The organism is Dinoroseobacter shibae DFL 12 = DSM 16493, assembly GCF_000018145.1.
GTDB lineage: Bacteria > Pseudomonadota > Alphaproteobacteria > Rhodobacterales > Rhodobacteraceae > Dinoroseobacter > Dinoroseobacter shibae.
Window position 1 is genome coordinate 1 of sequence record NC_009958.1, and the last position, 24,102, is coordinate 24,102.

At 57.4% G+C, this 24,102-nt stretch carries 21 protein-coding genes, 4 pseudogenes and 1 riboswitch; of the genes and pseudogenes, 16 read left to right on the forward strand and 9 right to left on the reverse strand.

Annotated features, from left to right (window positions below; translation table 11 throughout):
• Window positions 1–41 precede the first annotated feature (41 nt).
• Window positions 42–968 carry an autoinducer binding domain-containing protein gene (locus DSHI_RS22045; RefSeq protein ID WP_157865455.1) on the reverse strand — a complete coding sequence of 309 codons (927 nt, stop codon included), beginning with the start codon at window positions 966–968 and terminating at the stop codon, window positions 42–44.
• 135 nt (window positions 969–1,103) lie between these two features.
• On the opposite strand from DSHI_RS22045, the pseudogene DSHI_RS20455 reads away from it, so the two are divergent.
• Window positions 1,104–2,064, forward strand: a pseudogene (locus DSHI_RS20455) (IS481 family transposase).
• 9 nt (window positions 2,065–2,073) lie between these two features.
• On the opposite strand, the pseudogene DSHI_RS22050 reads toward DSHI_RS20455, so the two are convergent.
• Window positions 2,074–2,913: pseudogene (locus tag DSHI_RS22050) on the reverse strand (IS5 family transposase).
• 254 nt (window positions 2,914–3,167) lie between these two features.
• Here DSHI_RS22050 and DSHI_RS20480 point away from each other — a divergent pair.
• Window positions 3,168–6,497, forward strand: a complete 3,330-nt coding sequence (locus DSHI_RS20480; RefSeq protein ID WP_012187371.1) for an Ig-like domain-containing protein — start codon at window positions 3,168–3,170, stop codon at window positions 6,495–6,497.
• A gap of 119 nt (window positions 6,498–6,616) precedes the next feature.
• Here the strand turns inward: DSHI_RS20480 and DSHI_RS20485 are convergent.
• Both DSHI_RS20485 and DSHI_RS22465 read right to left on the reverse strand, forming a co-directional pair.
• Window positions 6,617–7,764 (reverse strand): annotated as a pseudogene (locus DSHI_RS20485) (IS3 family transposase).
• A 195-nt stretch (window positions 7,765–7,959) separates the two neighbouring features.
• Entirely contained in the window at window positions 7,960–8,247 is a 288-nt protein-coding gene (locus DSHI_RS22465; protein WP_157865456.1) for a hypothetical protein, read from the reverse strand.
• Window positions 8,248–8,879: 632 nt separating this feature from the next.
• Between DSHI_RS22465 and DSHI_RS20495 the strand changes: the two genes are divergently transcribed.
• The 5 genes from DSHI_RS20495 (at window position 8,880) to DSHI_RS20515 (ending at window position 13,507) form a co-directional block, all read left to right on the forward strand.
• A complete protein-coding gene (locus tag DSHI_RS20495; RefSeq protein WP_012187373.1) occupies window positions 8,880–9,245 on the forward strand; it encodes a hypothetical protein in 366 nt (121 codons plus the stop codon).
• 124 nt (window positions 9,246–9,369) lie between these two features.
• Window positions 9,370–10,845, forward strand: a complete 1,476-nt coding sequence (locus DSHI_RS20500) for a capsule polysaccharide export protein (RefSeq protein ID WP_012187374.1) — start codon at window positions 9,370–9,372, stop codon at window positions 10,843–10,845.
• Window positions 10,846–10,861: 16 nt separating this feature from the next.
• The gene (locus tag DSHI_RS20505) at window positions 10,862–11,521 is read left to right on the forward strand and encodes an ABC transporter ATP-binding protein (protein WP_012187375.1); all 660 of its coding nucleotides are present in this window, start codon (window positions 10,862–10,864) and stop codon (window positions 11,519–11,521) included.
• A gap of 35 nt (window positions 11,522–11,556) precedes the next feature.
• Window positions 11,557–11,931: a hypothetical protein gene (locus DSHI_RS20510; protein WP_012187376.1), complete on the forward strand. Its 375-nt coding sequence runs from the start codon at window positions 11,557–11,559 to the stop codon at window positions 11,929–11,931.
• Between the two features lie 193 nt (window positions 11,932–12,124).
• Window positions 12,125–13,507 carry an IS1182 family transposase gene (locus DSHI_RS20515; protein WP_012187121.1) on the forward strand — a complete coding sequence of 461 codons (1,383 nt, stop codon included), beginning with the start codon at window positions 12,125–12,127 and terminating at the stop codon, window positions 13,505–13,507.
• A 131-nt stretch (window positions 13,508–13,638) separates the two neighbouring features.
• Here DSHI_RS20515 and DSHI_RS22470 read toward each other — a convergent pair whose 3' ends face one another.
• The 3 genes from DSHI_RS22470 to DSHI_RS20525 all read right to left on the reverse strand — a co-directional run bounded on the left by DSHI_RS22470 (window position 13,639) and on the right by DSHI_RS20525 (window position 16,839).
• The gene (locus tag DSHI_RS22470; protein WP_157865441.1) at window positions 13,639–13,860 is read right to left on the reverse strand and encodes a hypothetical protein; all 222 of its coding nucleotides are present in this window, start codon (window positions 13,858–13,860) and stop codon (window positions 13,639–13,641) included.
• A 50-nt stretch (window positions 13,861–13,910) separates the two neighbouring features.
• The gene (thiC, locus tag DSHI_RS20520; protein ID WP_012187122.1) at window positions 13,911–15,719 is read right to left on the reverse strand and encodes a phosphomethylpyrimidine synthase ThiC; all 1,809 of its coding nucleotides are present in this window, start codon (window positions 15,717–15,719) and stop codon (window positions 13,911–13,913) included.
• A 101-nt stretch (window positions 15,720–15,820) separates the two neighbouring features.
• Window positions 15,821–15,943: riboswitch (TPP riboswitch) on the reverse strand.
• A gap of 296 nt (window positions 15,944–16,239) precedes the next feature.
• Window positions 16,240–16,839, reverse strand: a complete 600-nt coding sequence (locus DSHI_RS20525; RefSeq protein WP_012187123.1) for a recombinase family protein — start codon at window positions 16,837–16,839, stop codon at window positions 16,240–16,242.
• 180 nt (window positions 16,840–17,019) lie between these two features.
• Between DSHI_RS20525 and DSHI_RS20530 the strand changes: the two genes are divergently transcribed.
• From DSHI_RS20530 to DSHI_RS20560, 7 genes are all read left to right on the forward strand, one after another.
• Window positions 17,020–18,471: a Mu transposase C-terminal domain-containing protein gene (locus DSHI_RS20530; protein ID WP_229941942.1), complete on the forward strand. Its 1,452-nt coding sequence runs from the start codon at window positions 17,020–17,022 to the stop codon at window positions 18,469–18,471.
• Window positions 18,468–19,292 (forward strand): AAA family ATPase, encoded by an 825-nt coding sequence (locus tag DSHI_RS20535; RefSeq protein ID WP_012187125.1) that lies wholly within the window; start codon window positions 18,468–18,470, stop codon window positions 19,290–19,292. Before DSHI_RS20530 ends, DSHI_RS20535 begins: the two co-directional genes overlap by 4 nt.
• Before the next feature lie 122 nt (window positions 19,293–19,414).
• Window positions 19,415–19,981 carry a recombinase family protein gene (locus DSHI_RS20540; protein ID WP_012187377.1) on the forward strand — a complete coding sequence of 189 codons (567 nt, stop codon included), beginning with the start codon at window positions 19,415–19,417 and terminating at the stop codon, window positions 19,979–19,981.
• Complete coding sequence (locus DSHI_RS20545; RefSeq protein ID WP_012187378.1) at window positions 19,968–20,222, forward strand: WGR domain-containing protein; 255 nt, start codon at window positions 19,968–19,970, stop codon at window positions 20,220–20,222. The genes DSHI_RS20540 and DSHI_RS20545 overlap by 14 nt, the downstream gene beginning before the upstream one ends.
• A gap of 98 nt (window positions 20,223–20,320) precedes the next feature.
• The gene (locus DSHI_RS20550) at window positions 20,321–20,572 is read left to right on the forward strand and encodes a ribbon-helix-helix domain-containing protein (protein WP_044029527.1); all 252 of its coding nucleotides are present in this window, start codon (window positions 20,321–20,323) and stop codon (window positions 20,570–20,572) included.
• Complete coding sequence (locus DSHI_RS20555; protein WP_012187380.1) at window positions 20,559–20,852, forward strand: type II toxin-antitoxin system RelE/ParE family toxin; 294 nt, start codon at window positions 20,559–20,561, stop codon at window positions 20,850–20,852. Before DSHI_RS20550 ends, DSHI_RS20555 begins: the two co-directional genes overlap by 14 nt.
• A 5-nt stretch (window positions 20,853–20,857) precedes the next feature.
• The gene (locus DSHI_RS20560) at window positions 20,858–21,250 is read left to right on the forward strand and encodes a hypothetical protein (protein ID WP_012187381.1); all 393 of its coding nucleotides are present in this window, start codon (window positions 20,858–20,860) and stop codon (window positions 21,248–21,250) included.
• 161 nt (window positions 21,251–21,411) lie between these two features.
• On the opposite strand, the gene DSHI_RS20565 is transcribed toward DSHI_RS20560, so the two are convergent.
• Both DSHI_RS20565 and DSHI_RS22055 read right to left on the reverse strand, forming a co-directional pair.
• Window positions 21,412–22,511 (reverse strand): IS3 family transposase gene (locus DSHI_RS20565; RefSeq protein WP_245533035.1). Its coding sequence is split into 2 segments (ribosomal slippage): window positions 21,412–22,253 and window positions 22,253–22,511, totalling 1,101 coding nucleotides; the frame shifts between segments, so codons are not numbered across the junction.
• A 59-nt stretch (window positions 22,512–22,570) separates the two neighbouring features.
• Window positions 22,571–23,002 (reverse strand): hypothetical protein, encoded by a 432-nt coding sequence (locus tag DSHI_RS22055; RefSeq protein WP_157865457.1) that lies wholly within the window; start codon window positions 23,000–23,002, stop codon window positions 22,571–22,573.
• Between the two features lie 335 nt (window positions 23,003–23,337).
• Between DSHI_RS22055 and DSHI_RS20575 the strand changes: the two genes are divergently transcribed.
• Window positions 23,338–23,529 carry a hypothetical protein gene (locus tag DSHI_RS20575; RefSeq protein ID WP_044029529.1) on the forward strand — a complete coding sequence of 64 codons (192 nt, stop codon included), beginning with the start codon at window positions 23,338–23,340 and terminating at the stop codon, window positions 23,527–23,529.
• Between the two features lie 64 nt (window positions 23,530–23,593).
• Window positions 23,594–23,791, forward strand: a pseudogene (locus DSHI_RS22060) (IS5/IS1182 family transposase); the annotation flags it as partial.
• Window positions 23,792–24,102 lie beyond the last annotated feature (311 nt).

The window sequence follows — 24,102 nt, forward strand, 5'->3', positions numbered from 1 at the left end:
CACACCATCAAACCATGGGATCAAATACCTAAAAAGCTCATTCATTCTGCTTCGACTGGCTCGAAATCTTGAATGCCATTCAGAGCTCTGGGAGTACTTATGATATCGTTTTTATCGTAGGGTAGTGAATTGAACCAACCTTTCGAGGCGGCAATTGCAACCGCTTGATAGGCCGATCGAACTCCGAGTTTTAATCTAATAGATTTTTGCATCGTCTCAGTGGAACCCCAACGAGCATTGGCTTTTAAAAGATCGCTAGGGTTTGAAGAAATCGCAAGATTTCTCAAAAACCTTATTTCGTCGATATTGAGCACTCCTTCTGGAATGGATGGGCCGGAAGAAAGAAATGAGAAGCTATCGAAAACTATTTCACTTATATGGTAAAGATCATATCCATGCAATCGCTTTATCTCATGGACTTTTTCTTTATTACTTACTGAATACAATGACAGGCCGATTCTTAGTCCATTCTGTCTGGTGGTAGCAAAACAAATCCCATTACGACCAACATTATGATTCTCTGCATCCTGCCAGAAGCTTTCTACCAGAGGCCCTGACGCTTCTGTTTCTGAAAAGTCGAAATATCCATCGCTTGAATGAGCCTTCAGCATAACAGGATCTATGAATTGATAACCACCCGCCTGATATTTTTTTATCCATTGCTCCTTTAATGACGTTAAGATTCGGGCTTTGCTTGTCAATCCTTGTGCTTCTCGAATAATAAAAATCATATAATTTTGAAAGCCTGTTTCAATAGTGAGTTGTGACAAAAGTTGCGCAAACTCTTCCATATCCTCAACTTCTGCTAAATTGTCTGCGAGTTGCTCAATTTCTTTCGAGCGAAAAACATGATGCGTACTCCCTTCGACCAATCGCACAAGTCGCTCTAGGCCATTCCGTACGTGTTCAGGGGGCGGTGCGGTAAGCCAGAAAGAGTCGTCCAAGATGGTTTGTGCCCAGTGCTGCATCTGTGTTCGTCCAAAAGTTTAGGAGATTTTTATACGATGCCTTCAGTTAATTTTGTGTTAGAAGCTCATACATTGTAGGTGCTTGATCCCACGGTTTGATGGTGTGATCCTTTCGTTGGAATGGAAGGAAGCACTATGGGACAAGTTCGTCACGTGAGCGCCACGACCACGCACGCGGTCCGAGCAGCAATACAGCGATCGCAGGCTTCGATCGCGGAGCTGATCCGGGAGCTTGGGATCAATCCCAAGACAGTTGCCAAATGGCGCAAGCGGCAGACTGTCGAGGACCTGAAGACCGGCCCCCAAAAGCCGCGCTCTACTGTTCTGAACGAGGATGAGGAAGCGATGGTTGTGGCGTTCCGGCGGCACACCCTGCTGCCACTGGACGATTGCCTTTATGCGTTGCAGCCGTCCATCCCGCATCTGACCCGCTCTTCTCCGCATCGTTGTTTTCAGCGGCATGGCATTTCGCGTCTTCCGGATGTCGAGGGTGACAAGCCGAAACGGCAGAAGTTCAAGCGCTACCCCATCGGCTATTTTCCACATCGACCTTGCTGAGGTGAGAACCGAGGAAGGCAAACTGCATCTCTTTGTAGCCATTGACCGCACGAGCAAGTTCGCTGTTGCGCAATTGGTCGACAAAGCAAATCGCAAAACGGCCTGGGAGTTCCTTGAACACCTGCTGGAAGCTGTGCCGTACAAGATCCACACCATCCTCACTGACAACAGCATCCAGTTCGCGGAACAGCCCAGGAACCGGAATACAGCCTATTCCCGGCCTATGCGCTTCGACATGATCTGCGAAGCAAATGAGATTGAACACCGACTAACCAAACCGAACCATCCATGGACTAACGGTCAGGTGCAACGGATGAACCGCACGATCAAGGATGCGACGGTCAAAAGGTATCACTACGCCAGCCATGATCAGCTTCGCAGCCACCTCGCCGACTTCTTAGATGCGTATAACTTCGCACGCAGATTGAAGACGCTGAGCGGCCTCACGCCATATGAATACATCTGCAAAATCTGGACATCAGAGCCAGATCGATTCATCCTCAATCCGATCCACCAGATGCCGGGACTGAACACCTAGGGTCAGGCTTCATAACCAGTAGATCACGACAGCAGCGAGTGCGATGGCTGAGAGGAAGACCCCGGGACAGCGGTCATAGTGTGTCGCGACGCGTCTCCAATCCTTGAGCCTGCCAAACATAATCTCGATTCGGTTGCGCCGTTTGTATCGGCGCTTGTCGTATTTGACCGTCGTCTTTCGCTGCTTTCGACCCGGGATACAGGCGCGTATCCCTTTGTCTTTCAACGCTTCTCGGAACCAGTCAGTGTCATAACCACGATCTCCGAGCAGTCATTTGACGTTTGGCAGGCCGCTGAGCAGTGCCCGTGCGCCGATATAATCGCTGACCTGTCCGGCGGTGACAAACAGATCGATTGGTCTTCCCTGGCTTTCACAGATTGCGTGCAGCTTGGTGTTCATGCCGCCCTTGGTGCGACCCCCTCTCGGCAGATTGCCTCGCAATCGCCTGACGGGCAGTGGATCAGGCGACCACGCCCCCTTTTTTAGCGGCCATGCTGGTCGCAGTTCGATGTGCCTTGAGGTATGTCGCGTCGATCATCACAGTCTTCTGTTCGCCGTGCGCCGCAGCGAGATCGGTCATCATCCGCGCAAAGATGCCTTTCTCGCTCCAACGCTTCCAGCGGCTGTAAAGCGTCTTGTGTGGACCATAGGCGGCAGGAGCGTCGCGCCAACGCAAGCCATTGCCATTGATCAAGATAATCCCGCTCAACACACGCCGATCATCCCCTCTCGGGACATTGCTGCGCAATACCCTGCCGGGCAGTGAACGCGAGGCTTGCCGTGCGATTTCGGGAAGAAAGGGGAAAGCTTGGCCATCTGCTCGTCGGTCAGCCAGTAAAGGTCACTCATGTCACCGCTCCGTTTTCCGAGCCGTGAATCACGCAGCGCAGCGAAATTCAATGCGTCCTGACCCTAGGCTTTATAATCGAACATCCGCTCAAGCCCCGTATTCTCACCCAAAGATAAACTCAAGTATATTTTATTTAAAATTTCAGTCTATTTCTCTCAAAGAAAAAATATGCTGTTTAATTTCATTAACCGCCTGTAAGTATCAACCCACGACATTAGCAAGGCCACACTGTACCGAAAAGGTCTCACCGCTCATGTCAGGTTCCTCCTACTTCAAGGATTACACTGCCCATCAAAACGCCACCATCCTTGTTTCCAGCACAGAAGAACTCAATGCCGCTGTGGCGGAGCTTGCTGGCACGACCGGGGGTACGGTTCTGCTCTCGGGTGAGGCTGGTCCCTACCGATTGGATGCGCGCAACCTCGGCGATAGTGCCGAGAGCGCGGTTCTGATCACCTCCCAAGACTCGAACAACCCCGCGCAATTAAAGCAGGTCTATATCGACAACAGTGTCTATCTCAGCCTGACCGATGTGACGATCGATAGCGGGGATTACGGATTCGAGCGGTCAGGCCATCTCCATGACATCTATGTAAAGTCCGGAGCGCATCTGCAATTCGTCGATCTGACCATGACCAGCACTGCCGAAGCCCCCCTCGGCTTCGATGACGACACCGTGAAGGCCGAGGATGCCGTCTATCTGCGCAATGCCTCGGACGTTCTATTCGCCGACAGCACGATCTCGAATTACTACCACGGTATCAGTTTGGCAGGGGTACGCGATACGATCGTAACCGGCAACGACATCTCCGCCTTGCAGGGGGACGGTATTCGCGGCGGCGGCGTGAACAATGTTCTGGTCTCGGACAATCACATCCATGATTTCTTGGGTGCGACCAACGAGTACAACCACCCAGACATGATCCAGTTCTGGACCGGGTTCCCAGAGGGGATGACCAACACCGACCTGACGATTACCGGTAACCTGCTCAATGCGGGCGAAGGCTCCGCTGCTCAGGGCATTCTCGTACAGAACGAGGCCTTCGATGACGCGGGAGACCCTTTGGAGGGAGTTTATGGTCAAAACCTGACGATCACGGACAATGTCATCCATTCGGGCATGTCTAATGGCATCGGGATCATCGGATACCAAGGGGTCGAGGTTGCCAACAATTCGGTGCTTTGGAACGAGGGCGCCGTGCTGTCCCAGACGGCTGATGCCGTACCGGCCTCCAACCCTCCCTGGATCTTGGTACGCAACAGCTTGGAAGTCGAGACCGCTGGCAATGTCGCTCACTTGGTCCGGATCGAAACCGAGGACCAGGCCGAGACCAATTACTTTCTGGACTACGATAATCCGAGTGCGCCGAATTATGCCTATGCCCATGTGATCGGCCTTGCCGCCGATGGCCAGACGGACGTCTACGACTTGCAATTCCGGCCCGATAGCCCACTCAACGGGGTCTCTGGCGCTGAGGCCAGCACTTGGACGCCCAGCGAGGCCCCGGTGAACGCCGTGATCTCCCAGCAGCCCAGTCTCGAGGACCGCGCAGCGGTGGAGTTGTCGGCCCGCTATTCGACTGTGGATGGACAACTGGTTGATCCCGAGACTGCACAAGTCTTCTGGACCTTGGCCGATGGCACCGTCCTGGAGGGCCTGGAGGTCACGGTAACTTTCGACACGCCGGGGCTGCACGAGGTCACGCTCGATGTCCTTGCGCCTGATGGCAGTTCCGACAGCGCCACGAGATCCGTCGACATCCGCGGAAACGGCCTGTTCGAGGCGGATTTCGCCCGTTCCGAAACCTTTGGCGACGGTGTCGAGATTGTCGATCCCAATGGCGAAGCGTTCTCCAAGAAGGGCGTGTTCACTCTGGATGGCGACAGTGTTTTCGAGGTGACCCGCGGAAACCCAGAGTTCGAGACGCTTCATACCCTGTCCATGGACGTCTCATTCAAACCGGACGCGTTCGAAAAAAACGGCTGGCTGGTGAAATGGCTCAAGGCGGTCGATCTGCGGGTGACAGACGAGAAGGGGCTATGGCTCAAAATCGAGACCGATGCCGACGTTTACGAGATCCGCACCGAGGGTAACCTTCTTGAGAAGGGCGAATGGGCTGACATCGCGGTCGATTTCGACAGCCATGCGGGGCAGATGCGCTTGTCTCTGGACGGCGAGGAACTCGGCCGGACCGACGTCGAAGGCACCATCTCGGGGTCGCAATACGACCTCACCTTGGGAGAGGGCCGGGGGCGCAGCGCCGAAGGGGAGATCGATTACTTCTCGATGACCACCCCGCCTGCAGGATCGGTGCTTGAGATCGGAGACCGGTTTCCGGAGGAACCAGAAGAGCCCGAAGACGAAACACCCCCGCCGGTGGGTGTGGACGATAGCTTCATCACGGACGAGGATGTAAAACTCTCGGGCGATGTCTTGGATAACGATATCAATGGCCAAGGCGCTATCCTAACGGTGAGCCTACTCAGCGATGTGTCCAACGGCATACTACTGCTGAACAACGACGGTACCTTTGATTACACCGCCGCACCGGACTTTAACGGCTCCGATAGCTTTACCTACACAGTGTCGGATGGGTCGTTCACTGATACGGCCACGGTCTCGATCACAGTCAACTATGTGAACGACAATCCTGTCCTGACCGCAGACACGGTGACGACGAAGGAGGACATCTCGGTTAATATCGACGTGGTGGTAAATGACACAGATGTCGATGGCGACACGTTGAGCGTGTCGGTGGTCGGCGCGGCTTCGAACGGAACTACATCAATAAACCTCGACGGAACAGTATCTTATACTCCTAATCTCCATTTCTTCGGCACCGACAGCTTTATTTACACAGCCTACGACGGACATGGCGGCGTCAGGTCGTCATCGGTTACCGTCACTGTCGATGCGGTTAACGACGCGCCGGTGATCGAAATCTCCAACTTCGCGGTCGACGAAGAACAGACAACTGTCGGTAAGATAATCGCTTCTGACGTCGAAGACCACGATTTAGACTTTGCCATCTCGGGCGGCGCGGATGCCGACCTCTTCGACATTACGGAAGACGGCGAACTCAGCTTCCTCGTTGCTCCGGATTTTGAAGCGCCATTAGATGTTGGTGGTACCTCTGGCGACAATATCTACGAAGTCGAGGTATCGGCCTTTGACACTAGGGGTGCGTTGAGCAGTGCACTCTTCAACGTCGCAGTAAAGGATGTAGATGAGGGCGTCAGGCCGATCGAGGTCCTCGGGACGGGGGACAACGACGTGCTGACCGGAACCGTGGCAGACGAGCGCCTCATCTCACATGGCGGCAGAATAGACCGGATGACCGGCGGTGGGGGTGCAGATGAATTTGTCTTCGGCCCTGAACTCGACAACAACCAACGCGAACTCGATATTATCTACGACTACGACACCGATGATACGATCATACTGGGCTCTGATGACTATCGATTAATTTCTCTCGGAAATAGTGTATTGATCCATCACAACGACGACGGCGACTTGATCTATGTGCTAGGAACAGAAGCAGAGAGTTTAATGATCGAAATTGAAAACTCCGCCGTTCTATAATTGGTAGCTTAGCAGGGTGCTGAAGAAGTCTGCGGGACGGAACGGTTTTCTTTCGGCGCAGCCGTCTGCATTTGGTTTCGGCTCCTTCGAGGCACGTGAACTGAGGTGCCCCTAGTTTCCTAGACACCTGCCTGGTTCATCTTCTGCGGTCGGATTTCGAAGTCAACTGGTGACAGCATTCTGTTGTTCGTATGCTTGCGTTTCGGATTGTAGAACAGCTCGATGTATTCGAAAACGTCCCGTCTTGCGTCTTCGCGGGTCGGGTAGGTCCGACGCCTGATCCGCTCGCGCTTCAGCAATTGGAAGAAGCTCTCCGCAACAGCGTTGTCGTGACAGTTGCCCCGTCGGCTCATGCTGGGTTCCAGGTCGTGCTGGCGAAGGAACGTCTGCCATTCCCGGCTGGTGAACTGGGAGCCCTGATCGGAATGCACGGTGACCTTCCTGTTCGGTTTTCGTCGCCAGACCGCCATCAGCAGGGCCTGCAAGGCCAGATCCGTTGTCATACGGGACTGTGCTAACCAGCCGACCACGCGGCGCGAGAACAGGTCGATGACAACACATAGGTACAGCTAGCCTTCATGGGTTTTGATGTAGGTGATGTCGGTCACCCAGACCTGGTCCGGCTGAGAGGCGCTGAATTGCTGCTCCAACCTGTTCTCAGCCACAATGGCAGGCTTGCCGCCGTACCGGCCGGGACGGCGCTTGTAGCCAACCTGCGCAGCGATCCCGGCCAGCGATGCCAGCCGCGCCACCCGGTTATCGGAAATCTGTTCTCCCAGGTCGCGCAAGTCATCGGTCAGCTTGCGATAGCCGTAGACCTTCCCACTTTCGACCCAAGCCTGCCGGATCAATTCGGTCTGACGCGCATCCTCTTGCGCGCGGTGGCTTAACGGATTCTTAAGCCATGCATAGAAGCCGCTGAAATGGACCCGCAGCACCCGGCACATGGCTCTGACGCCGAACTCCTCACGATGCGCCCGGATGAAGGCGTACTTCATTGGGACTCGCGCGCGAAGTACGCCGTTGCCTTTTTTAGGATGTCTCGCTCTTCGGTGACCCGCGCCAGTTCCCGCTTCAAACGCCGGTTCTCGGCTTCATGGTCCAAGCCGGGCTTTGGCGATGGTTCCCCGAACAGCTTCATCCATTTGTACAGAGAATGCTTGCTCACGCCCAAACGACGCGAAACCTCCCGAACTGGATACCCTCGAACCGTAATCTGATGCACCGCATCGCGCTTAAACTCGTCACTGTAATTGTTTGTCCCCATGTCGGCCTCCTTGCCGCAAAGTTAGGGGGCAAGGCGTCTACAAATCTAGGGGCACCTCAGAGTCCGTCGAGGCTCGAGTGCGGTCGGTGATGGTTGTCTCCTCAATTGGAGAGCAGGCTAATCTCAAATCGAGGACTTTTCAGGGGAGCGGGTCAGAGGCACCTCAGTCCAATGTCTGGCGTTGACTACCAGCCATCAAGATCCGAACTTTTCCGTCAGATAGTTGTTGAGATAATGCGCTTCGCAGCCTAGTTCTTTCCGGGCCTCCTTCAACGCACTTTGTGCACTTAAAATTAAGCACTCATCACCCTTAGTTTCTGCATAATCAATCAATGAAAGTATTGATACTAGTATTTGCTCTGCTGCAGTCATAAATTTTAGAAACGGAATTGCACTACTAAGGTCATGACTCATAGCCAGCAAATGACGAGTGCGGCGAGGGTGATGGCTGAAAGGAAGACCTTCGGGCATGGTCGTCGCCAAGTCTATCTTTTTCTACCTGTTCTTGTTCATAGTTTTTTACAATTTCATCGAAAAGCTTGCGAAGGGCTGCCTCTGTGCAGGGAAGGCGTTTCTCCTTCGACGCCATAAGTGCGCCGCAGAGAGCATTTAGTTTTTCGGTTTCAGTCATGATATAGCCTCGTGTGTATTGCCACTGTGCCGTAAGATCGTGAATTTTTTGTTAAAATTCTCGAAATTGACCTCCCCCCTCCCCCCGCCAGTCCCTCATTCACATGAGATTCCGCGGGTTGGAGTTGGGTGTTCCGGTTCCTTGTCTTGGGCAAACGTACAGGGCGCGTAGCCCTCAAATTGCTCAAGCGCTCAGCGCGCTTTCTGCATTGTCTGGTTGCCCAGGGACGAGGGCAGCCTGACCGCATCGTGTCATAGCGCCATCTTCCTGTGCGTGTCATCCAGGCTGTCGCAGAACTCAAAGCTAATGCTTCCTTCCATTCTTGCGAAAGGATCACAACCTCAAACACCTAGGGAGATAACGCCATCAACCAGATTTCCGACACTGCGAGTTTTGCGCTACTAGCCGCAGAGGCCGGGTTCGACCTGATCAAGGAGCGGCTACGGACTATTTCCGCGGCGGCGACCGGCCCTGGCAGGTCTTCGTGCACGACCATTACGACAATTTCTACGCTCGCTATTTCGCCGCGCGCCGGATGCGGGCCTGGGCCCGGACCCGCGAGACCGCGCCGCAGGCCCTGCTGGAGACCGCCAGGACGCATATCGCCGCCGATCTCGACCGGGTCTACAGCACCGAGGACCTCGGCGCGCTGGAGCAGGACATCGCCGCGCACTACGGCCTGGCGATCTCGGTGACCGACCGCTTCGTCAATACCGGCGACCAGCCCCACGGCGAAGCCCGCTGGCCACGGCTCATGGCCCTGCTGGACACCGACGCCGCCCGGGCGAAACTGACGGCCTTCGTGCAGACCGACGAGGCGCTGCTGGCTCGGCTGGGCCTGCCGGTCTGACAGGGGCGACCGCGGCGGGGCCGGGATGCCGCGGTGCATACCGCTGGAAAAAGCGCCCGGTTTTCGATAGCACACGGAGCAGGGCATTCTGGCCTGCCCGGACCGCCTGAAGGATTTTTCCCGCGTGACACAGCCCAAACCCTCCCCCCAGGACAGGGGCCCCTCCGCCCCCGAGCCCAAGCCCGGTGCACCCGACAGGGCCGCGCAGCAGGGCGCCGCGGCCTCGAAGGCGCCGGGGTCGGGCGGTCAGAACAGACCCGGCGGTCCGGACGGGGCAAGCCCGAAGGCGCGGCCTCAACCCGTCGTCCAGGCCTCGAAAGAGACTGCTAAAAAGACCGGAAAAGACACTTTAAAGGACACGGGGCACAAGACCGCCGCCCCGCAGCCCGCCCAGAAACCGGCCCAGAAACCCACACCGAAACCCGCGCCTACAAAGGGCCAGGCCGAAGCGGCGCAGATCCGCATCGCCCCACCGGTTCCCCCGGCCCGCCGCCGTCCTCATCACAAGTTGCTGATGATCAGCTTCGCGATCATGGTGGTCGTCCCGATCCTGGTCTCGGCCTGGTATCTCTGGGCCCGGGCTCAGGACCAATACGCGTCTTACGTGGGCTTTTCCGTGCGCACCGAGGAGGTCGGCTCGGCCATCGAGCTTCTGGGCGGGATCACCGAGCTGTCGGGCTCGTCGAGCTCGGACACCGATATTCTCTACAAGTTCCTGCAAAGCCAGGAGCTGGTGGCGACGGTGGATGCCGCGCTCGACCTGCGCGGGATCTGGTCGAAGGCCGACCCGGAGGTAGACCCGATCTTCGCCTATGATCCCCCCGGCACCATCGAGGATCTGCAGGATCACTGGCTGCGCAAGGTGTCGATCTATTACGACAGCGGCTCGGGACTCCTGGACCTGCGGGTGCTGGCCTTCGATCCCGCCGACGCGCGCGCCATCGCCGAGATGATCTTCGCCGAGAGCAGCGCGCGCATCAACGCGCTCTCGGCGCTGGCCCGGGAAGACGCCATCGCCTATGCCCGCGACGAGCTCACCCAGGCCGAGACCCGTCTGCGCGACGCGCGCCTTGCGCTCAACGAGTTCCGCAACCGCACACAGATCGTCGATCCGACCATCGACACCCAGGGCCAGATGGGGCTGGTCAACACGCTGCAGGCGCAGCTGGCCGATGCCCTGATCGAGGTGGACCTGCTGCGCGAGACGACGCGCACCGGCGACCCGCGGATCACGCAAGGCGAACTGCGCATCGCGGTGATCGAACGCCGCATCGAGGAGGAACGCCGCAAGGTGGGCCTGGGCGGCGGGGTCTCGGGGGACCGGTCGGTCTTTGCCGACCTGGTGGGCGAGTTCGAGCGGCTCTCGGTGGACCTGGAATTCGCCCAGCAGAGCTACGTGGCAGCGCTCGCCACCTTCGACGCGGCCCGCAACGAGGCCCGCCGCCAGAGCCGGTACCTGGCCGCCCATGTCCGCCCGACCCTGGCCGAGCGGGCCGAGTACCCCCAACGGATCTACCTGCTGGGCCTGATCGGGCTGTTTTCCTTCCTGGCCTGGACGATCACGGCCCTCATCGCCTATTCCCTTCGAGACCGGCGCTGAACGCGTCGCACGCGCCATGATCCGGTTCGAGAACCTCACCAAGCGTTTCGTGGTCAAGGGCTACGTCAAGACGGTGATGGAGAATGTTTCCCTCACCATCCCCTCGAAGACCTCCGTGGCGCTTCTGGGGCGCAACGGGGCGGGCAAATCGACCCTTCTGAAGATGATCGCAGGCACGGTCGACCCGACCTCGGGGGAGATCCTGTCCAGTGGCACGATCTCCTGGCCCGTCGGCTTCGCCGGCTCGTTCCATCCGGACATGACCGGCGCTCAGAACACCAAGTTCCTGGCCCGGGTCTATGGCATCGACACCCAAGCCCTGACCGATTTCGTGGAGGATTTCGCCGAGCTGGGCGACCACTTCCGCCAGCCCTTCCGCAGCTATTCCTCGGGCATGAAATCGCGGCTCGCCTTCGGTATCTCCATGGGGATCAAGTTCGACACCTACCTGGTCGACGAGGTAACGGCGGTGGGCGATGCGGCCTTCAAGAAGAAGGCGAGCGCGATGTTTCAGGACCGTATGGCCGATGCCGGCGCGGTCTTCGTGAGCCACTCCATGGGCCATGTGCGCGAGATGTGCGATGTGGGCATCGTGATCGAGAACGGGCAGCTGACCTACCATGAAGACATTCACGAGGCCATCGCCCATCACGAAAGCAACATGAAGTTGCGCTGACCGGCGCAGGCAGGATCCTTGAGGGCAGGGCAACCATGTACGAACTCGATATTCCCAGAACCCCGATCCCCTTTCCCCGGGGCGCGACCCTGCTTTATGGCATCGGTGCGCAGAAGGCGGGGACGACCTGGCTGTCGGACCTGCTGCAGACCAGCCCGGACTGTCATTTCAGTCCGATCAAGGAGCTGCATTACTTCGACATCATGCGCCTGCCCGGCACCCAGACGATCCAGGTCGAGCGCATCGCCACGCTGCAGCGGCTCGCCGGGGAGCTGACCCCCGAACAAGGGGCCAGGCATCGCATCAAGCTGCGCCGGATCGCGGACCTCGCGATGCAGCTGCACATGTGCACCGATGAGGCGCCGAGCTATAACGGCTATCTCGCCTACCTGCTGCAGGGCTACCTGTGACCTTTACCACAATCTGGCGCAATTTCTTCAGCGGTAAGTGGCGTGCTGGGGGAGATATCTGGAAGAGAAGTAGAGCAGACGTTCGGGCGTGATGCCGCGAAAGTCTGGTCTGAGCCGATATTGTTGAAAAACTCTTCCTTGATCGACGCCCAATTGACTGATTCAATTCAGTTATTGAGCGGGAGAACTTACAATGATGGGGCCAAGGCAGGAAGCACAGGCGGCACTGTTTTACGAGTTTTCGCTGGAGGAGCATGTCCCGCAGGACCACCTTTTGAGATCGATTGATCGGCATCTCGATCTGAGCAGCATCCGGGGGCATTTGGCAGATTTCTATAGCCACACGGGGCGTCCATCTGTCGATCCTGAGCTGATGATCCGGATGCTGTTGGTCGGATACTGTTTTGGCATCCGGTCAGAGCGGCGGCTCTGCGAAGAGGTGCATCTGAACCTGGCATACAGATGGTTCTGCCGCCTTGAACTGACAGACCGCATCCCGGACCATTCGACATTTTCCAAGAACCGGCACGGCCGCTTCCGTGACAGTGACCTCTTGCGTCATGTGTTCGAGGCGACTGTTGCGCGCTGCATTGAAGAGGGTTTGGTCGGCGGCCAGGGCTTTGCGGTCGATGCCAGCCTGATCAGCGCGGATGTCCAGAAGCAGAACTCGAGCAATCCCGAAGGCTGGGCGGCCCGCGAGATTGATCCCACGGATGCGCCCCGCGCGGTGCGGGAGTATCTCGACACTTTGGACGATGAAGCCTTCGGTGCAGCGACAACAGCAAAACCCAAGTTCACCGCCCATGCCGATCCGGCCAGTCAATGGACGGCTGCGCGCAAAGGGCCTGCATTCTTTGCCTATTCTGACAACTACCTGATCGACACCGATCACGGGATTATCGTTGACGTGGACGCCAGCCGGTCGAACAAGACCGCCGAGGTCGGTGCCATGCGGAAGATGCTCGACCGGACCGAAGACCGGTTTGGCGTGAAGCCCGATTGGATCGCTGCTGACACCGCCTACGGATCGTCAGACAACCTGGTCTGGCTGGCACTCAAGCGCCAGATCCTCCCCTTCATCCCTGTCTTTGATAAAGGTGAACGGACCGACGGAACCTTCTCGCGGTCCGACTTCACGTGGGATGACGAGAACGATCGCTACATCTGCCCGAGTGGAAAGGAGATGCGCCACACATGGCGGACCTATTCCGATCCCGCGCGAAATGCACCAGCTTGGAAAGCCCGCAGATATCGGACGCGGAAGTCTGATTGCACGGGATGTGCGCTGAAGGCCAAATGCTGCCCCAACTCGGAGGTCCGTGCGATCCATCGCGAGAAATATGAGATCGTCCGAGACTTCGCCCGCCAATGCACCGCCTCAGAGTACAATCCAACTGCCCAGAGGCGGCGAAAGAAAGTAGAGATGCTCTTTGCCCACCTTAAACGCATCCTCGGCCTGGGCCGGCTCCGATTACGTGGCCCATGCGGCGTCCAAGACGAGTTTACCCTCGCAGCCACCGCCCAAAACCTTCGGAAACTAGCAAAACTCAAACCCATGGTGCCGGCCACAGAATGACAAGCGGCACCGTCTCAGATTGCCGAACAAAAATTAGGCCACAACCAACCCCAAAGTGCCAAATCGAAACGAGTTTTTCAACGGAATCAGCCCAGTGTAACCGGTGCTGCATCGACTACGAATGTCTGCTATCAACAGCAAGCCAAAAAACCTTCAACAACTGTTTGGGTTTTGAACGGGGTTTTTGGCGGCGTTGGACGAGGCGGTTTGCGCAGGTGCAAAAAACGAGCGTTTGTTGAGCGGCTAAACTCCCACTGGATACGGTGCATCACCTCTATATAATTCGCCGCCAACAGGACGCTGGCGGCGACGTGCATGACAATCTGGCTGGGGATGCGCTGCGCCAGCCGCATATTGGTGACAGGTCTTTCCGATATTACGCTTCCGGCGAACCTGTCACCCCTTATATTTCCTTTACCTTATCAAGAGGAACATAAAGATCACCGCCTTTGCGGAACTTCTCGGCCATTTTCGCCATGCCGTCCTTCTGCGCCTCGGCGCGGATATCGTGGCTGATCCGCATCGAGCAGAACTTCGGTCCGCACATGGAGCAGAAATGCGCGACCTTATGCGCCTCTTTCGGCAAGGTTTCGTCATGCATCGAGCGCGCGGTTTCGGGATCAAGCGAGAGGTTGAACTGATCCTCCCAGCGGAACTCGAACCGCGCGCGTGACAACGCGTCATCTCGGATCTGCGCTCCCGGATGCCCCTTGGCCAGATCGGCAGCATGAGCCGCAATCTTGTAGGTGATGACACCGATCTTCACATCGTCACGGTTAGGCAGACCTAGATGCTCTTTGGGAGTGACATAGCAAAGCATCGCCGTGCCGAACCAGCCTATCATCGCCGCACCAATACCGCTGGTAATGTGGTCATATCCCGGTGCGATATCCGTGGTAAGCGGCCCGAGCGTATAAAACGGCGCCTCGCCGCAGACCTCCAGCTGCTTGTCCATATTCTCCTTGATTTTGTGCATGGCTACATGGCCCGGTCCTTCGATCATCACCTGACAGTCATGCTTCCATGCGATCTGCGTCAGTTCGCCCAACGTCTCCAGTTCGGCGAATTGCGCCTCATCATTGGCGTCCGCGATAGAGCCGGGACGCAACCCATCCCCCAAAGAGAAGCTGACGTCATATGCCCGGGCAATTTCGCAGATCTCAGCGAAGTGCTCGTAAAGGAAACTTTCGCGGTGATGATGCAGGCACCATTTCGCCATGATCGAGCCGCCGCGCGATACAATCCCGGTCACCCGCTTTATCGTCATCGGGATCATATGCAGCCGCACGCCAGCATGAATGGTGAAGTAATCCACCCCCTGTTCAGCCTGTTCGATCAGCGTATCGCGGTACACCTCCCAGCTTAGGTCTTCGGCGATACCCTCGACCTTTTCCAGCGCCTGATAAAGCGGAACGGTGCCGATGGGTACGGCAGAATTGCGGATGATCCAGTCGCGGATGTTGTGAATATTGCGGCCCGTAGACAAGTCCATCACCGTATCCGCGCCCCAACGTGTGGCCCAGACCATCTTTTCCACCTCTTCCTCCATCGAGGAGGTGACGGCGGAGTTACCGATATTCGCGTTAATCTTGACCAGAAAATTACGCCCGATCCCCATCGGCTCGGCCTCGGGGTGGTTGATATTGGCGGGGATGATCGCACGGCCCCTGGCGACTTCTTCGCGCACGAAATCGGGAGTCACAAAATCGGGGATGGCCGCGCCCCAATCCTGGCCGTCACGTACCAGAGCCTCTTTCGCGGCCTTACGGCCAAGGTTCTCGCGGATGGCGACAAATTCCATCTCGGGTGTTATAATCCCGGCGCGGGCATAGGCCATCTGCGTGACCGCGCGTCCTGCCTTGGCTTGCAACGGCTTGTGGCGGACCGGGAATTCGGGCACCAGCCGGGCACCCTCAGCAAAGCCATTATCCTCGGGACGCACATGGCGACCCTCATAAAGCTCGATATCGTTGCGTGCGGCGATCCAGTCTGCCCGCAGGCGCGGCAGGCCACCGTTGATAGCGATTTTAGCGCTGGGATCAGTATAGGGGCCAGAGCTGTCATAGACCGTAACCGGCGGTTCGCCAGCCGAAGGGTGAAGATCAATCTCGCGCATAGGGACGCGAATTTGGGGATGCAGCGTTCCGGGCTGATAAACGCGCCGGGATGCCGGTAAGGGTCCAGTAGTAACGGTTGGTGTCAGATCTTTCATGAGTCAGTATCTCCGTGCTCATAGCAATGAGATCCAGCTCCGCCGTACTGAATGGAGAATAGCCACGCGATAAACGCCTGTAAAAAACAGGCAGGGCAATGCCGCACAGCCGAACACCATCCCTACGCCAGTATGAACTGGATCAGGTTCGTCGGGTCACTGCGCTATGCGTTGCCGCACCATCAGTTTCTCAGCCCCTTGTCGGGACCCCCCGGGTGAGAAAGGACTACGTTGTGCGCCAAGGGGGGCTTTGTCAACTGCTGTTCCCGTGGCGGTCTGACGGACCAGTTTTATCAGGCCTCAGGGGGTTTAAATGTAGCCAGAAATTAATGTCATCCGTAAGGGTGTGATTCAATATCAATATGGTAGCCGCTCACTTTTACCGGAAGTGAAGCAGCACAGCTCGTTCAAAAACCACCATTTGTTGAACGGTTTGCTGAACCAGACATTGGTGCGCCTGCAGCGAACGGCAAAAAAGTCCCGCGTTGTGTGAGTTCATGTGCAGCGCAGCGATCGGCAGCTATACCGCAGCCGAAGACGCATCGGCGCTCGGTGTCCGCTGCAAGACCCGATAGACGGTGGGCCTCGATACGTCGAACAGCTCTGCCAGATCGCTGATCGAGTAGTCACCCGTGTCATACATGCGGCGCAATTCTGCCTGACGACGATCCGATAGTTTTGGCTTTTTGCCCTTCAGTCGTCCCTTGGCGCGGGCGATGGCCATACCTTCCTTGGTGCGCATCCTGATCAGATCAGCCTCGAATTCGGCAAATGTGGCGAGGATGTTGAAGAACATCTTACCCATCGGATCGGTCGGGTCATGGACCGATGCGCCCAATGCCAGTTTCACCCCGCGCTTTTCCAGTTCATCAGCGATAGCCCGGGCGTCGGGAACCGACCGCGCCAGCCGGTCCAGTTTCGGCACGACAAGCGTGTCCCCTTCGCGGACTGCTGCGAGTGCCTGGGCCAGACCTGGCCGCTCCCGGTTCGTGCCGGTCAGGCCGTGATCGGTGTAGATCCGGTCTTCCGCGACATCGAGAGCGAGGAGCGCTGTCCGTTGCGCTGCGAGATCCTGTTTGTCGGTCGAGCAGCGGGCATAACCGACGCGGGTTTTGGTCATGATACATCCTTGGGCCAGAATTGGCCGAGCTTCGTCTTGATCGTGATCGTATGTAACGCAAAAGGCCCCTCCAATGATACTATAACCGGACCAGTCAAATGAGAATCGTTTTCCGTTGCAAACACTGGGAGCAGTTCGTTGATAATCCGGCGTCCGGTCACCGATCCCCTTACGGACAGTCTGACTGCGCTGCCCGAAGACCGACGCGCCGAGGCGTTGCGCCGGTTCAACATACTGCGCCAGCACCTGATCGACGAAGTCCCCCTGACGGAAGTTGCCCGTGTCAGTGGTATCCCACTGCGCACGCTGCAAAGGTGGACGTCCCGATATCAGCGCTTTGGGCTTGCCGGACTTGCAAGAGCACCGCGATCTGATGCCGGGCAACGGCGGCTATCATCTGAACTGGTCGAGCTGATTGAAGGGCTGGCCTTACACAAACCCCGTCTCTCTACCGCCGCAATCCACCGGCGCATCATCCCGATTGTAAAATCGCGTGACTGGCCTGTCCCTTCTTATGCCACGATACATTCAATCGTGAATAGTCTTGATCCCGCGCTTGTCACGCTCGCTCATGATGGCGCAGCCGCCTATCGTGACCGGTTCGAAATGATTCATCGTCATCGGGCCGAAAGGCCGAATGCTGTCTGGCAGACAGACCACACACAACTCGATCTAATCATCTTGGATACCAATGGTGCGCCGGTGCGGCCGTGGCTTACCATCGTGCTTGATGATCATTCCCGTGCAGTGGCTGGGTACGCCGTCTTTGTCGGCGCACCTTCTGCTATCCAGACCGCTCTTGCCCTGCGGCAAGCTATCTGGCGAAAGGATACGCCTTCCTGGCCGATTTGTGGCCTGCCGGATGTTTTATACACCGATCACGGCAGCGACTTCACCAGCAAGCACCTTGAGCAGGTCGCAGCTGACCTGCGCATTGAGCTTGTGTTTTCCACGGTTGGCCGGCCACAGGGGCGTGGCAAGATCGAGCGGTTTTTCGGTACCATCAACACTGAGCTGTTGCCTGAGTTACCGGGGGCTTTGTCGAACGGAAAACCAGCCTCCCCGCCACGCCTGTCGCTCGGCGAGTTGGAGGTTGCCGTAAAGACTTTCGTCACCGCAGTGTACAACGCGCGCAAGCATAGCGAAATCGATGTGCCACCTAATGAGGCTTGGCGGGGTGACGGCTGGCTACCTCGTATGCCGAACAGTCTGGAACAGCTCGATCTGCTACTGGTAATGGCCTTAAAAACCCGGCAGGTCCGCCGTGACGGCATTCGGTTTCAGGGCTTGCTCTACACCGATCCCACACTTGCAGCCTATGTCGGCAAAACGGTCAACATCCGCTATGACCCGCGCGACATTACCGAACTGCGCGTGTTCCACCGCGACCGGTTTTTGTGCCGCGCTGTCAGCGCCCATCATGCGCATCACACAATATCACTCAAGGATATCCAACAGGCCCGCACCGCCAGGCGGAAGGCTTTGCGCAACGAGATCACGGTAAAATCCAGACAGATCACCGAGTTTCTTCCCAAACCTGCGCCACCTCCAAGTCGTGAAAAGCAAAATCCCGTATCGCCTGACGCCCCGCGCCAAAAGCTGGTCCTGTATAAAACGGACAAGACGCCATGAGCCGCCAGACTCGCCGGACCGGTACTTTCCTCGTCACCCGCGAACATAAGCGGTTTGTCGAATTCGCGAACGCTGTGCGCCGCAACGCAACCATCGGCTTGTGTCATGGTCGGGCGGGCGTTGGCAAAACCTTGTCAGCCCGCCGCTATGCCAATTGGGACCTGATCGAACCGCTGATAACGACATGGGGTAGGCGTGAAGACTCGGACAAGAAAGTGTATGCAGCCTCGTCCCGCGCCCGTACCTTGTTCTATACACCGCCGGTGGGCGGCAGTATCTCGGCGCTGCGCAAGGACATTCAACCATTTATCATGCGACTATGCGTTTGCATTGACAGCTACGGGAACCCCAAGTGGGCGGAGCGACCTCTAACACCGCTTGGCCTGATAGAGTTGGTAATCATTGACGAAGCCGAACGCCTTACCATGACCGGCCTGGAGTTCCTGCGCGACCAGTTCGATCGCAGTGACGCTGGGCTGATCCTGATCGGTATGCCCGGCATTGAAAAACGGATGTCGCAATACCCGCAACTCTACAGCCGAATAGGTTTTGTGCATGAATACCCACCGCTTTCGAAGGATGAGATGCAATTCGTTTTGCAGCGGCAATGGAGGAAATGGGGCTTTGGCCAGGATGATGCAGATTTCACCGACGACCGTGTTGCTGCTGCCATCATCCGACTGACAGCTGGCAACTTCCGTCTTTTGCAACGCCTGTTCATGCAGATCGAACGCATCGCCCGCATCAACGAAATGGCCGCAATCACCGAAGATGTGGTAGAGGCCGCCGCTCAGACCCTCGTCATCGGAAACGCCAATTAACGCTCAAAAAAGACCGCCAAGTAGCGATCAAGTTCACAGCCCCCCTGCCCTACCTCGCATTGTTGCAAATATATGTTGCGAAATAACTTGATTGAGCAACAAGAAAGCGCAACAATGTTTCTATGAACCTAGGCTATGCCCGCGTATCGACCGACGACCAGGCCACCGCCGCGCAGCTCGACGCGTTGCGCGCGGTTGGCTGTGAGCGCGTGTTCGAGGAACGCGCGTCCGGCGGTCGATGGGATCGGCCGGAGCTTCATAGGATGCTCGATCAGCTACGCGACGGCGACGTAGTGATCGTCTGGAAGCTGGACCGGCTGTCCCGGTCCCTGAAAGACCTTCTGTCAATCATGGAGAAGATCGACGCGGCGGGCGCTGGATTCCGGTCCCTGACCGAAGCCATCGACACGACTACGCCCGCCGGGCGCATGATGATGCAGATGGTGGGCGTTTTTGCAGAGTTCGAACGCGAAATGATCCGCGAACGTACCCGCGCCGGTCTGGAGCGCGCCCGCAAGAAAGGACGCCACCCAGGGCGCAAACCGAAGCTGTCTGACGATCAGCGCCAGGAAATCCGGGATATGGTGCGGTCGGGCAAGCGCACGGAGGCCCAGGCCGCACGGCTTTTTGGCGTTCATCGCTCCACGATCAGCCGCGTCATGCGGGAGGCATCCGATGCAGCAGCTTGAGTTGTTTCCCGAGGATATCCGCATCGAGCGCGTAGACCCCGAGGCCAATATGTATCGCTTTTATCGGCTGCGCTTGATGCCCGACCTGTTCGGCGGCGTATCACTGCTGCGCGAATGGGGCCGCATCGGCACCCAAGGGCGGCATCGGATCGAGCTGTTCGAAGATGCAGGCCGCGCGGCCGACGCTATGGTTTCGCTCTATCGCGCCAAGCAGAAGCGCGGATATCAGCTCGTCGGGTAAGTTCACCCCTGCCCCGACCATTGTCAGAATGAGAAGTCAAACTATTTGGAAAAGGTCGTTTTTGGTGTAGTATTGCACCAGTCTGTAGGAGATGTGTCATGCCAAGACAAACGATTACGATTAGCGAACCCAACCATGCTTGGTTGCAAGCCCGTGTCGATAGCGGTGAGTTCAAGACCCAGACCGAAGCTGTCAACGATGCCTTGCGGCGTGCCCGCGAGATCGAGAACGGTGTGGAAGAGATCAGAGCGAGACTAATCCGTGCAGAGCAACGCGGTTTCACCGATATGACCCCCGACCAGATTCTAGAGCAATCAAAGAAAGAACTGCGCAAAAATGGGGACTTATAGGCTTTCGGAAGAGGCAAAAGATGACCTGATCGGCATTCATCAGTATGGCGTTAGAAAACACGGCGAAGCACAAGCCGATGCCTATTTTTGGCAGATCATCGAAAGGTTGGAAGTGTTGGGTGAGACCCCCCTGCTCTACCAGGAAGTGCCGGAAATTCGCGAAGGATACCGGCGCAGCGTCTGCGGGAAGCATTCGATCTACTACACGCTAGATGGTGATGACGTAGAGATCATGGCCATATTGAGATCGCAGGATCCAACTCTGCGTTTTGGACGATAGGAAGCATGTCATTTGACCCGACAAATCATGGGTTTCTGAAGCTCGACTTCACTTTCCCCAGCAATGTCGCCGTTTATGAACGTGAGCTTGAGGGGATAGACCAAAGCGCACACGACCAGATGCGTCTGAATTGCTACCTATCTCAGGATGGGGATTTCGTGACCGTTTGGGACGGCCTGATCGACGCGTATGTGACCGGGATCAGCCTGGGTTTTGGCGACGATGCATCGTTCGATTTTGCTGAACAGTACGAAGAAACCCTCTTTCGCGGCTACATAAGCAACGACGACGAAGGCGCTGTGATACTAAGCGCCCTACGGCTGGAGCAAAGAATCCCAAATATCCTGGTCGTCCCGACAAAAGGACGGCTGGAGTGCCACATGCTGAAGGTGGGTTAGCGCGGTTCCGTAGTCTCGCCATCATCTGTGAACACAACGCGCGTGCGTTTATCTGAGTGAATCTGCGGCTCGGCAGCCAGCTTGGCGCGAAGCCGTTCCATCTGACCTGAGACCCGACTCTCCTCCGGATTTTCGGAGAGTCCGCAGGTTGATCTCTGAGGCTACGCGGCGCGCATTTCCAGCCCCTTCTTTGCCACGAACTCGACGGGCGGAATGTTCCCCAGTCCTGAGTGAGGGCGATGGTGGTTGTAGTCGTGCTGCCATGCCCGGATCTGCTCGCGGGCATCGGCCAGAGACGAGAATAGCGACTCGTTGAGAAGCTCGTCCCGGAAGCGTCCGTTGAAGCTTTCGACGAAGCCATTCTGCATGGGCTTTCCTGGCGCGATGTAGTGCCATTCGATGCCCGTGCGCTGGCACCAGCTCAGGACAGCCACCGAGGTCAGTTCCGTTCCATTGTCCGAAACCACCATTGCAGGCTGGCCGCGGCGCAACATCAACGCATCGAGCTCGCGCACGACGCGCAGGCCAGAGAGCGACGTGTCCGCCACCAAGGCCAGGCACTCCCGGCTGTAGTCGTCGACCACGGCCAGAACGCGGAACTGTCTGCCATCCGTCAGCGCATCGCTGACGAAGTCCAGGCTCCAGTGCTGGTTGGGGGCATCTGGCACCAGCATCGGCCAGCGTGTCCCCAGAGCCCGCTTTCGGCCGCCCCGGCGGCGCACTTGGAGCTTCTCCTCGCGATAGAGCCGCCTGAGCTTCTTCAGGTTCATCATGATCCCCTGCCGTTCCAGCATCACGTGGATGCGGCGATAGCCAAACCGCCGCCTCTCGGCCGCGACAGCCTTCATGGCGGCCCTCGCTTCGGCATCGTCAGGCCGCACGCTGCGATAGCGCACGCTCGACCGATCCACGGCCAGTGCCTTGCCCGCCCGTCGCTGGCTCACTCCGTGGACTTCCACAACGTGTGCCACCGCTTCCCGCCTGACGCCGGGCGCTACCACTTTCGCGAAGTGACATCCTTCAGTATCGCATTGTCGAGCATCGCTTCGGCCAGCAGCTTCTTCAGCTTGGCGTTCTCGTCCTCGAGCGCCCTCAGTCGGCGCGCGTCCGATACCTCGAGGCCGCCGAACCGCGCCTTGTATTTGTAAAACGTTGCCGTGCTGACCCCGTGCTTGCGGCAGACATCGGCCGTCGTCATTCCGGCCTCCTGCTCCTTCAGCATCCCGATGATCTGCTCTTCCGTGAACCTTGATCGCTTCATTGTCCGTCTCCTGGTTGGGCGGACTCTACCTCAAACTGGAGGAAGAAGCGGCTCTCAGGTCACATCGGGCCTCCTGCCACACACAGGTCCGGAGATAGACCGAGCACATCGACAAGCAGCCGTCTGTCCAACTCAGCCCGGGCAGTGTCCTCGTTGATCTGGTCAAAGGGCAGGAACCGTTCTTGCGCCAATGCATCAAACGCTTCTCGCGCCGCTTGATGCTGGTTGGTTGACAGCCGCCGTACGTACAACGTCGAAAATCCCGGAACGCTTGTCACTGTGGATGCGCCCCGCCCCGCCTGAGTCTTGTTCGACATCCACCATCGACACAGAAAGCCTGGTGTAGAATTGCTCCAGAGGGCAAATGCGAATTCGTGTAGATCATCGGCCAAAATCACGGTTGGCCAAGCGCGTCCGCCGATTGACGGATGTTCGGTCATGCAGGCGACAAGAGACTGAGAGTTGAACTGAAGATCAAGGTTGTAGTGCAACCGTCGCGCTGTCTCCCACCTCGCCTGAGCGCGGTCGCGAAGGTCATCGGGCGTTTGCCCATCAACATCCCTGACGCGGCAATGTGAGTCTGGCTGAACCGTTAGTCGGCGCTCATCAGCAGTCTGGTGGTTCCAGAGGCAAGGATAGGCTGCGCCGTCCGGCAAGCCAGCAATGACTTCGAACGGACCTTGAGGCAAGCCATCGCCCTTAATCTGCGCGCCTGATATGTCGAGGTGGTGGGGTCCAATTCTCGTGCTGACATCTCCTATGGACGAGACCGGCAGAGCATATTTTGCTCGGCCTCAGTTGCTCCGAATGCCGCAAAAGCGGGATTATGAACTTCTGTGCGGTCGCCTTCTCGTGCACCATGACGGGTGAAAGGTGGGTTCATTATGACCAAATCGAACTGATCGTGGCCTACCTGTTGCACAAGGCCGCGCACTTCATCCGTCCCTCGCCCACCGGCCGTTTGGGCTGCAGCCTGAATAATCTCGAAATTGGTTTGCGCTTCCAGCAAATCGAGTGAGCCAAGGCAGACGCCCCATTCATACGATCCGTAAGGCATCGTCAGAAGGCACTCGCCAGCAAACGGCGTGTCTCTCTGGAAGCGATGGAGCGGCTACCACGCCCGAAGCCGTGTCGAGGCCAAGATGCGATGCCTCAAATCATTCGGTGAACGCATTATGGCAAGAGACCCCGACCGACAAACCGCAGAAATCCACATCCGCATCGCCCTCATGAACCGTTTCTCAGCCCTCGGAAAGGCTGACGTCGTTTGTGAAGCGTGAACCCGCCGGGGATAGGGGGAACTCTCCCTCAGGCCTAATTGTGCAACAACGCCAACGTCATCTAGGCTCAGGACTTCGGTAACGGGGCTGTCCCGGTCAAGCCGTTTTGGCCGCACGGTGTTGACCGCTGGAATGCGGGGCATTGGTCTTTGCATTCAAGCCGCTCTTCTAACTTCGCAGTCTTCCTGAGAGGTCGCACCCGGGTGCATGCTTCGGTCCGTGGTCAGCGCAAGGGCTGCCAACAAGATGCTGGTTCGATACAATTCCGATGTGTCCATCTCATAGGCGTGCTTGGCGGGGCCGGCATCAGT